Origin of the sequence: Roseicyclus sediminis (genome assembly GCF_025515305.1) — a bacterium.
GTDB lineage: Bacteria > Pseudomonadota > Alphaproteobacteria > Rhodobacterales > Rhodobacteraceae > Roseibacterium > Roseibacterium sediminis.
Genome location: NZ_JAOPHT010000003.1, coordinates 399462 through 408963 on the forward strand (window position 1 = coordinate 399462; position 9502 = coordinate 408963).

The 9502-nt window shown below is 67.6% G+C and carries 10 protein-coding genes; 7 read left to right on the top strand and 3 right to left on the bottom strand.

Annotation, left to right across the window (positions count from 1 at the left end; translation table 11 throughout):
- Positions 1–76 precede the first annotated feature (76 nt).
- Positions 77–1051, top strand: a complete 975-nt coding sequence (locus N8I71_RS06830) for a quinone oxidoreductase family protein (RefSeq protein WP_262877193.1) — start codon at positions 77–79, stop codon at positions 1049–1051.
- A 50-nt stretch (positions 1052–1101) separates the two neighbouring features.
- Here the strand turns inward: N8I71_RS06830 and N8I71_RS06835 are convergent, their stop codons facing one another.
- Entirely contained in the window at positions 1102–1410 is a 309-nt protein-coding gene (locus tag N8I71_RS06835) for a DUF2834 domain-containing protein (protein ID WP_262877194.1), read from the bottom strand.
- Between the two features lie 211 nt (positions 1411–1621).
- On the opposite strand from N8I71_RS06835, the gene N8I71_RS06840 reads away from it, so the two are divergent.
- The 3 genes from N8I71_RS06840 (at position 1622) to N8I71_RS06850 (ending at position 5918) form a co-directional block, all read left to right on the top strand.
- Positions 1622–3277 (top strand): electron transfer flavoprotein-ubiquinone oxidoreductase, encoded by a 1656-nt coding sequence (locus tag N8I71_RS06840; protein WP_262877195.1) that lies wholly within the window; start codon positions 1622–1624, stop codon positions 3275–3277.
- Between the two features lie 107 nt (positions 3278–3384).
- On the top strand, positions 3385–5085 hold the full coding sequence (locus N8I71_RS06845; RefSeq protein ID WP_262877196.1) for a tetratricopeptide repeat protein: 1701 nt from the start codon (positions 3385–3387) through the stop codon (positions 5083–5085).
- Positions 5082–5918: a 4-(cytidine 5'-diphospho)-2-C-methyl-D-erythritol kinase gene (locus N8I71_RS06850; RefSeq protein ID WP_262877197.1), complete on the top strand. Its 837-nt coding sequence runs from the start codon at positions 5082–5084 to the stop codon at positions 5916–5918. Before N8I71_RS06845 ends, N8I71_RS06850 begins: the two co-directional genes overlap by 4 nt.
- 53 nt (positions 5919–5971) lie before the next feature.
- On the opposite strand, the gene N8I71_RS06855 is transcribed toward N8I71_RS06850, so the two are convergent.
- Complete coding sequence (locus N8I71_RS06855) at positions 5972–6973, bottom strand: polyprenyl synthetase family protein (protein ID WP_262877198.1); 1002 nt, start codon at positions 6971–6973, stop codon at positions 5972–5974.
- A gap of 55 nt (positions 6974–7028) precedes the next feature.
- Between N8I71_RS06855 and N8I71_RS06860 the strand changes: the two genes are divergently transcribed.
- The 3 genes from N8I71_RS06860 (at position 7029) to N8I71_RS06870 (ending at position 8264) form a co-directional block, all read left to right on the top strand.
- Positions 7029–7244 (top strand): putative signal transducing protein, encoded by a 216-nt coding sequence (locus tag N8I71_RS06860; RefSeq protein WP_262877199.1) that lies wholly within the window; start codon positions 7029–7031, stop codon positions 7242–7244.
- On the top strand, positions 7241–7990 hold the full coding sequence (locus N8I71_RS06865; protein WP_262877200.1) for a tRNA1(Val) (adenine(37)-N6)-methyltransferase: 750 nt from the start codon (positions 7241–7243) through the stop codon (positions 7988–7990). The genes N8I71_RS06860 and N8I71_RS06865 overlap by 4 nt, the downstream gene beginning before the upstream one ends.
- Before the next feature lie 109 nt (positions 7991–8099).
- Positions 8100–8264, top strand: a complete 165-nt coding sequence (locus tag N8I71_RS06870; protein ID WP_262877201.1) for a YdcH family protein — start codon at positions 8100–8102, stop codon at positions 8262–8264.
- A gap of 21 nt (positions 8265–8285) precedes the next feature.
- On the opposite strand, the gene gcvA is transcribed toward N8I71_RS06870, so the two are convergent.
- Complete coding sequence (gene gcvA, locus N8I71_RS06875) at positions 8286–9233, bottom strand: transcriptional regulator GcvA (RefSeq protein WP_262877202.1); 948 nt, start codon at positions 9231–9233, stop codon at positions 8286–8288.
- Positions 9234–9502 lie beyond the last annotated feature (269 nt).

A 9502-nucleotide genomic window follows, 5' to 3' on the forward strand; every position in this document is an offset into this window, starting at 1 on the left:
GCGGGGGCTTTCAAAGAGGCTGGACGCGGCCGCCGGGACCGCTAGGCTCCGGCCTCGGGACAAGAGGGAGGCCGTCATGGCAAAGACCGCGATCATCGAGGCCCCGGGCGGGCCGGAACAGTTCCGCATCGTGGAGATGGAGGTGGGAGAGCCCGGGCCGGGCCAGATCCGCATCCGTCACCATGCCTGCGGTTTGAATTTCATCGACGTGTACCAGCGGACGGGCCTTTATCCCATGCAGATGCCCCAGGCGCTCGGGATGGAGGCGGCCGGCGTGGTCGAGGCCGTGGGCGAAGGCGTGACGCACCTGAAGGTCGGCGACCGCGCCGCTTATGCCTCCGCCCCTCCCGGCGCCTACACCGAGGCCCGCGTGATGAACGCCGCGCAGGTCTGCCCGCTGCCCGACGCGATCTCCTTCGAGGAGGGCGCGGCGATGATGCTGAAGGGGCTGACGACGCAGTACCTGTTCCGCCGGACCACGCCGATTGCCAAGGGCGACACGGTCCTGTTCCACGCGGCGGCGGGGGGTGTCGGCCTTTTCGCCTGCCAGTGGGCGGCCTCCGAGGGCATCCGCCTGATCGGCACGGCGGGCACGGACGAGAAATGCCAGCTCGCGCTCGACCATGGAGCGGACGCCTGCATCAACTACCGCACGGAGGATTGGGCCGCCCGCGTGAAGGAGCTGACCGGCGGCAAGGGCGTCGATGTCGTGATGGACGCGGTTGGCGCGGACACGTTCGAGGGCTCGCTCGACTCGCTCAAGCCGCTGGGAATGATGATTTCCTTCGGCAATGCGTCAGGACCGGTGCCGCCGCTCAACATCGGCATTCTCGGGCAGAAGGGATCGCTGAAGATCACGCGCCCGACGCTGTTCACCCATATCGCGGACCACGCGACCTGCCAGCAGATGGCGCGCGAGCTTTTCGAGAAGGTCACGTCCGGTGCGGTCAAGATCCGGATCGATCAGCGCTTCCCTCTGGCCGATGTCGCCGAGGCGCACCGCGCGCTCGAGGCGCGGAAGACCACGGGGCAGACGGTGCTCATTCCGTAAGGCTCGGGCGGATTGCCCACGCGGTGGGAGTGGTGGGCGGATCGCCCACCCTACGCCTTCGCCTTCAGGTACAGCGCCAGCGGCAGGCCGCAACTGACGCCGATGCCGAAGGTCGCGGGGATGACGAGCAGGAACCAGCGGTTGCCCCGGAAGATCTCGACGATCGCCCAGACGGTCAGCGCGGCCGCCGCGATCGTCAGGTCGTAGACCAGCCCGCTCGTGGCGTCGTTGACGTACCAGGCGTCGATCATCGCGCCGAGGTTCCAGCCGTTCTCGGCGAACCAGGCGTAGAAATAGCTCCAGGGCAGGATCGCGCCGACGATGACAAGCGCGAGATAGACGAGGCGAAGGGGTGTCATGGGCGGGTCTCCTCTGCGTGACCTGACCTCCAGACCTAGGCTGTCGTTCCCCGGAGGGCCAGTGCCGGGGACAGTCCTTTTTGCCAGACCTGCGACACCGTGATGCCGCGTCACGATTGACCCGCGCCCTATGCTTCAATACGCACGCACGAAACATTGTTGCGTGACGCGCCGTCCCCGAGCGGCCCCAGAAAAAGCCAGGGAAACGCCCATGTCCGAGATCGAACGCGAGAGCATGGAATACGACGTCGTGATCGTCGGCGCAGGCCCCTCGGGCCTGTCCGCCGCCATCCGGCTGAAACAGATCGATCCCGATCTCAATGTCGTCGTGCTCGAGAAAGGCTCGGAGGTCGGCGCGCATATCCTGTCGGGCGCGGTCCTCGACCCCTCGGGCCTGAACCAGCTCATGCCCGACTGGAAGGCGAAGGGCGCCCCGATCAGCGTGCCGGTCCGCGAGGACAAGTTCTACATCCTCGGCGAGGGCGGCGCCTTGCGCATCCCGAACTGGGTGATGCCGCCGCTGATGAACAACCACGGTAACTACATCGTCTCGATGGCCAATGTCTGCCGCTGGATGGCGGAACAGGCCGAGGCGCTGGGTGTGGAAATCTTCCCCGGCATGTCCTGTTCCGAGCTCGTCTACGGCGAGAACGGCGAGGTGAAGGGCGTCGTCGCGGGCGAATTCGGCAAGAACCCCGACGGCACGCCGGGCGACGGGTACGAGCCGGGGATGGAACTTCACGGCAAGTACGTCTTCCTGTCGGAGGGCGTGCGCGGTTCGCTGACGAAGGAAGTGCTGGCGAAATACGACATGCAGTCCGGCAAGGACCCGCAGAAGTTCGGCCTCGGCATGAAGGAGATCTGGGAGATCGACCCGGCCAAGCACAAGCCCGGCCGCGTCATGCACACGATGGGCTGGCCGCTTGGCTCGAACGCGGGCGGCGGGTCCTTCGTCTACCACCTGGACAACAATCAGGTCTACGTCGGCTTCGTCGTGCACCTGAACTACGCCAACCCGCACCTCTACCCCTACATGGAGTTCCAGCGCTTCAAGCATCACCCGATGATCGCGGAGCTTCTGGAGGGCGGCAAGCGGATCGCCTATGGCGCGCGCGCCATTTCCGAGGGTGGCTGGCAGTCGATGCCGAAGGCCGTGGCGCCGGGCGTCGCGATCCTCGGCTGCGGCGTCGGCCTCGTGAACGTGCCGCGCATCAAGGGCAACCACAACGCGATGCTGTCGGGCATTCAGGCCGCCGAGGCCGCCGCGACCGCCATCGCCGCGGGCCGCTCGGGCGATGAGCTGACCGCCTATGACGACTACATCCACAAGGACGGGCCGATCGCCCGCGACCTCAAGCCGGTGCGCAACGTCAAGCCGCTCTGGTCGAAATACGGCCTCCTTGGCGGTGTCGTGCTCGGCGGTGTCGACATGTGGCTCGGCTCGATCACGGGCTGGAACCCCTTCGGCACCATGCGCCACGGCAAGTCCGACGCGGAGGCGACGGGCAAGGCGAAGGATTTCGCGCCGATCGACTATCCCAGGCCCGATGGCAAGCTCAGCTTCGACCGGCTGACGAACGTCTCTTTCTCGATGACCAACCACGAGGAGAGCCAGCCCGCGCACCTGACGCTCAAGGATGCCTCGGTGCCGATCGCGGTGAACCTGCCCGTCTACGACGAGCCGGCGCAGCGCTATTGCCCGGCCGGGGTCTACGAAGTGGTGCAGGAGGAGGGGAAGGACGCGCGCTTCGTCATCAACTTCCAGAACTGCGTCCACTGCAAGACCTGTGACATCAAGGATCCGTCGCAGAACATCGTCTGGAAGGTGCCGCAGGGCGGCGACGGGCCGAACTACCCCAACATGTGAGGCCACCCGCGAAGACGTGACCGCGGAAGGGGCCGCTTCGTCACGCGCCGCGTTGCCCCGGACGGCCTCGCGGCCTAGTGTCTGTGACGATCGAACGGGAGACCGGAATGCCCCTTGCCAGACCGCTGACCTCTGCCGCCGCAGCCTTCGCCATCGCGTTCGTCGCCGCGGCTCCGGCCCCGGCGCAGACGACCTCGGGCCTTGCCGGTCCCTATCTCGCCGCGCGCCTGGCGGTGATCGAAGGCGACCACAGGGAGGCGGCGGCCTATTTCGAGCGCGCGCTCGGCGCCGACCCGGGCAACGCCCTTCTGATTTCCAACGCCATCTTCGCCAATGCGGCTCTGGGCAACTGGGACGCCGCCGCCGCCATCGCGGCCGAACTTGCCCCGGGCGCCAGCGGGCAGGAACTGGCAGGGCTCGTTACCTTCGTGGACATCGTCCGGCAGGGCGATCTCGCGGGCGCGCGCGCGGCGATCGAGGCCGGTCGCGGCGCGGGGCCTTTCGTCGACGAACTGGCGCTCGGCTGGATCGCCCTGGGCGAAGGGACGATGGACCGCGCGGAGGAGGTGTTCCTCGCCCTGACGGAAGACCCCGCGCTGAGCGAGCTTGCCTGGCTTCACCTCGGGCTCGCGCGCGCCGCCGTCGGTGATTTCGAGACCGCCGAGGAGATCCTCTCGGGCGAACGCGCGGGCCGGATCAGCCAGACCGAACGCATCGTACGCGCCCGCGCCGAGATCCTCGTGCAGCTCGACCGCCGGGGAGACGCGCTGGACCTGCTCGACGGGTATACGCAGCGGGTGCCCGACCCCGCCCTGCTTGCCCTGCAGGCCCGGATCGGCGCCGGCGCCGAAGGGCCCTACAGCTTCGTCACCACCGCGCAGGAGGGGATCGCCGAGGTCTTCTTCACCGTGGCGCAGGCCTTCGGTCTCGACAATTCGAGCCGCCTGCCGCTGATCTACGCCCGCGCCGCGCGGGGCATCGCCCCGGGGCATACCGACGCCGCGATCCTGGCCGCGCAGATGCTGATGGAGGATGACCAGTACGCGCTGGCCGCCGAGACCTATGCCACCGTCCCCGAAGGCGACGATCAGGCGGTCGAGGCGCGGATGGGACAGGCCGAGGCGCTGGAGCGCCAGGGAGAGGCCGGGGCGGCGCTGGACGTTCTGCAGAGCCTGTCCGCCGACCGACCCGACCTTGCCTCGGTCCACGCCGCGCTTGCAGACATGCTGCGCCGCGCCGACCGCTGCGCCGAGGCGATCGACAGCTACACGGCCGCACTCGACCTCGTGGACACGACGCAGGACCGCTACTGGTTCATGTTCTACGCCCGCGCCATCTGCTACCACGATGTCGATGACTGGCCCCCCGCCGAGGCGGATTTCCGCTATGCGCTGGAGCTGAACCCGGGCCAGCCGCAGGTCCTGAACTACCTCGGCTACTCGCTGGTCGAGCAGCGGCGCAATCTGGACGAGGCGCTGGGCATGATCGAGCAGGCGGTCGCGGCGGAGCCCGAGTCGGGCTACATCGTCGACAGCCTCGCCTGGGTCTATTACCGCCTTGGCCGTTTCGACGAGGCGGTGGAGCCGATGGAGCGTGCCGTCGAGCTTCTGCCGACCGATCCCATCGTCAACGACCACCTCGGCGACGTCTACTGGATGGTCGGCCGTCACCGCGAAGCGCGGTTCCAGTGGGAACGCGCCCTGAGCCTCGAGCCCGCCGACGAGGATGCGACGCGCATCCGCCTGAAGCTGGAAATCGGCCTCGACCAGGTGCTCGAGCAGGAAGGCGGCGTGGGCGGGACGCAGTGAGGGTCTTTGCCCCGGCCAAGGTGAACCTCGCCCTCCACGTCACCGGGCGGCGCGGAGACGGCTATCACCTTCTCGACTCGCTCGTGGTCTTCGCGGGTGTCGGCGACTGGCTCGAACTGTCCCCCGCGCGAGAGCTTCGCCTGTCGCTGAGCGGCCCGCGTGCTGCCGGTGTCCCGGCGGACAGGCGCAACCTCGTCTGGCGTGCCGCCGAGGCATTTGGAACCGAACGGGGCGCCGCCATTCTCCTGGAAAAGCACCTGCCCCACGCTGGCGGGATCGGCGGCGGCTCGGCCGATGCCGCGGCGGCCCTGCGGGGCCTTGCGGCGCTTTGGGACCTGCCGCTGCCCGGCATGGATGAACTCCTCGCGATCGGTGCGGATGTGCCCGTCTGTGCGGCGGGCCGTCCCATGCGGATGCGCGGGATCGGTGAAGTGCTGGACCCGCTGCCGCCGCTGCCGCCGCTGTGGGTCGTTCTGGTCAATGCCGGTGTCGAGGTGCCGACCGGACCCGTCTTCAAGGCGCTGGACAGCACCGACAACACGGGGCTTCCGGACATGCCCGCCGAAGGCTGGGCCGACGCGATCTCCCTGGCTGGATGGCTCGGCGCGACCCGGAACGACCTCGAGGCGCCGGCCCGGGTCATCGTCCCGGCGATCGGAGCGGTATTGTCCGAACTCGGCGCGATCAACGGCTGCCTTTTCGCGCGCATGTCCGGATCGGGAGGCACCTGTTTCGGATTGTTCGCCGAAGCCAAGGGCGCGGCCCTGGCCGCGGCGGACCTGCGGAAGACCCATCCCGAATGGTGGGTCCGGGACGCGAAGTTGCTGAGCTGATCCGGCAATATCTTATACAAGATAAAATCTTGTATAAGATATGGGGTGCCGCCTCAGGAGAGCCTTGCCACCACGTATCCGGCAAGGTCGGACAGCATGTCGGTCAACGGATGCTCCGGCACTTCGCCAAGGGCGGCCCGGGCCGATGCGGCATGACCGTCCGCAACCTCGCGCGTTTCCTCCAGCGTGCCGTGACGGCGCAGGATTTCCATTGCCTGGTCGAGGTCGCCGTCGCGCTGGTCGCCCTTTTCGATCGTCCGCACCCAGAAGGCGCGCTCGGCCGCGTCGGCGCGTGCGACCGCCCGGATCACGGGCAATGTCAGCTTGCGTTCGCGGAAGTCGTCGCCGGTGTTCTTGCCGATCACGCCCGATGCGCCGCCCCAGTCGAGCAGGTCGTCGGCCATCTGGAAGGCGACGCCGAGGCCGTCGCCATATCGGGCCAGCGCATCGACCACCGGCTCCGGCTGTCCCGCGATCACGCCGCCGACCTCGCAGGCCGCCTCGAACAGCGCGGCGGTCTTGCCGCGGATGACCTGCAGGTAGATGCCTTCGGTCGTGGCGAGGTTCATCGCCGCGGTCAGTTGCAGCACCTCGCCCTCGGCGATGGTCGCCGCTGCGTTCGACAGGATGTCCAGAACCCGCAGGTTCTGCGTTTCGACCATCAACTGGAAGGCTCGGGCGAACAGGTAGTCGCCCACGAGGACGCTCGACTTGTTGTCCCACAGCAGGTTGGCCGTCGGCCGCCCGCGGCGCCGCTGGCTCTCATCGACCACGTCGTCATGCAGGAGCGTCGCGGTGTGGATGAACTCCACCGTCGCGGCAAGCTTGCAGTGGTCGAGGCCCTCGTAACCGCATAGCCGCGCGGCAGCCAGCGTCAGCATCGGACGGATGCGCTTGCCTCCGGCGTCGACAAGGTGCGCGGTGACTTCGGGGATGCGCGGCGCGTGTTCCGAGGCCATCCGCGCCCGGATCAGGTCGCCCACCTCTGACAGGTCTCCGGCGAGGGCCTGCTGCAACCTCTCGTGCGGCTTCGTCGCGGCGTCGTCGAGGCTCATCGTGCCGGTCCCCCATTGTCTCGACAAGTCGGGCGCGCACGCCTACATGGCGCCCATGCTCGAGGTTTTGCGCAGTAACGACCCCACAGTGATCGCTTTCGCCTCGGCGCTTCTGTCCGGCGAGGATATAGAGGTCTTCACCATGGACGTCCATATGAGTGCGCTTGAGGGCTCCATCGGCATTTTGCCGCGCCGCCTGATGGTCAGGCGCTCGGACGCCTTCCGCGCCCGCGCCGTGCTGCGCGACAACGACCTTCCCGTTTCCGAGTGAGCGGCGAGCTTACCCGCGACGCCTTCCTCGGCGGGCGTGTCCATGCCTGGCAGCCGCGGCAGGGCTACCGTGCCGGAAACGACCCCGTCCTGCTTGCCGCCGCCTGTCCCGCCCGGTCCGGCGACACCGTGCTCGAGCTTGGCTGCGGCGTCGGGGTAGCCAGTCTTTGCCTCGCCGCGCGGGTGCCCGGGCTGCATCTGACGGGCGTTGAGCGGCAAGAGGCTTATGCGCGTCTTGCCGAAAGAAACGCGGCCGAGGCGGGTGTGGACCTGGAGATCGTGGCCGCCGATCTTGCCGCGCTTCCCGCCGGTCTGCGGGGGCGATCCTTCGACCACGTCATCGCCAATCCGCCCTACTACCGGCCCGGCGGCGGGACAGCCGCAGGAGACCCGGGACGGGAGGCCGCCCTGCGCGAGGAAACGCCCCTGCTGCAATGGACCGCCGTTGCGGCGGCGCGCCTGAAGCCAAGAGGATGGCTGACCATGATCCAGTCGGCAGATCGTTTGCCGGACCTTCTCGGCGCGCTCGTCGGCATGGGTTCGGTCTCGGTCCTGCCGCTTCAGGGGCGTGCCGGGCGGCCGGCGGGGCGCATCCTGCTGCGGGCTCGCAAGGGCGGGCGCGCGCCCTTCCGGCTCTTGCCGCCATTTCTCCTGCATGAAGGCGAACGCCACCTGTCGGATGGCGACAGCTATGCGCCGGAAATGTCCGCCATTCTGCGCGATGCCTTTCCGATCGACTGGCCGTGAACGCAGATCCCTAGAATTGGAAACATCCTATCACGCGAAAAGCGTGACACGACTCGCAATCCGTGGTTGCCTTGACCCATAGATGTTACAATCGACAGGAGGACCACCGATGTCGCTAGGCGCCCATCTTCAGGAACTGAAGAAAAAGCATGCGGTTCTCTCCCAACGGGTTGAAGAAGCGCAACGCAGCCCTGGCATCGACGACCTTGCCGTGCGTGAACTGAAGAAGGAAAAGCTCCGCCTCAAGGAAGAGATCTCGCGTCTCGAGCACTGAGAACGTCGGCGCGATACCGCGTCAGGACGTGACCTCGGCAGCAGGGACGAATTTCATCCCCTCGGCAAGCGCCGAGAGGCCCTGGACCTCCTGCTGCATCCAATCGAGGAACGCGCGAACCTGCGGCCGGCTTGCAGAGCCGGACGGGTAGACCACGCGATAGACGGCCTCGGTCGTCAGGGCGAGGGGGTACGGCATCACCAGCCGCCCCTCGCGCAGGTCGCGTTCTGCAAGCGATATCCGCCCCAGCAAGACACCGCCTCCGGCCGTGGCCGCGTCGATGGCGTGGTCCGTCTGGCTGAAACGCGCACCCGCGGAGAAGCGTGGCGGCAGGCCCGCCGCCCGGAACCATGCGGCCCAGTCGATCGCCGGTTTCAGGAAGGCGACGTCGTCCTGATGCAGGAGCTGGGCCCGCGAAAGATCCGCCGGATCGGGAAAGTCCCGCGCCAGCTCGGGCGACATCATCGGCGTGACCCATTCCCGGATGAGCGTCATGCTCTCGAGGCCCGGCTCATCCCGTGGCAGACCGAAGCGGATGGCAACATCCACCTCGTCCCGGATGAAATCCATCAGGCGGAGACTTGCGGAAAACCTGAGTTCGATCTCCGGATGCGCGTTCGCGAAGGCGAAAAGCCGCGGGGCGAGCCACTTCGCCGTGAAGGCGGGGCCCGCTGTTACCGTCAGGGTCGTTCCGTCTCCGGCGCGTCGTGCCGCGCGCCATGCCGCGGCCAACGTTTCGAACCCGTCGGCGGCGCCTGGCGCAAGGGCGCGGCCTGCCTCGGTCAGTTCGACGGCACGGTTCAACCGTCGGAACAAAGGCGCCCCCAGGTGTTCTTCGAGGTTCTTGATCTGGAAGGACAGGGCCGCCGGCGTCACGTTCAATTCGGCGGCGGCGCGGGCAAAGCTCATGTGCCGTGCCGCGGCGTCGAAGGCACGCAAGGCCGTGAGCGGGGGAAGGCGGTCAGTCATGGATAGTCAAGTAAACCTTCACTGAACGGTTGGAAAGTCTCGTTTGCAGACTGGAGATGCGGGATCCATCTTTCGCACAGTTCAGGATCGCTTGAGAAAGGACCGTTCCGATGTTCTTCGACAACACGACCGACCGCCGTACGCGTGGCGCCATCGTCCGCGCCCATGCCAAACGGGGTCTCATCCTTGGCGAGGTGTGGAGCTACCTCACCGGGCGCAGGGGCTGAGCCTTGCAGGAGGCGAAAGGCGGCTTTGCCGGAAACGCCATG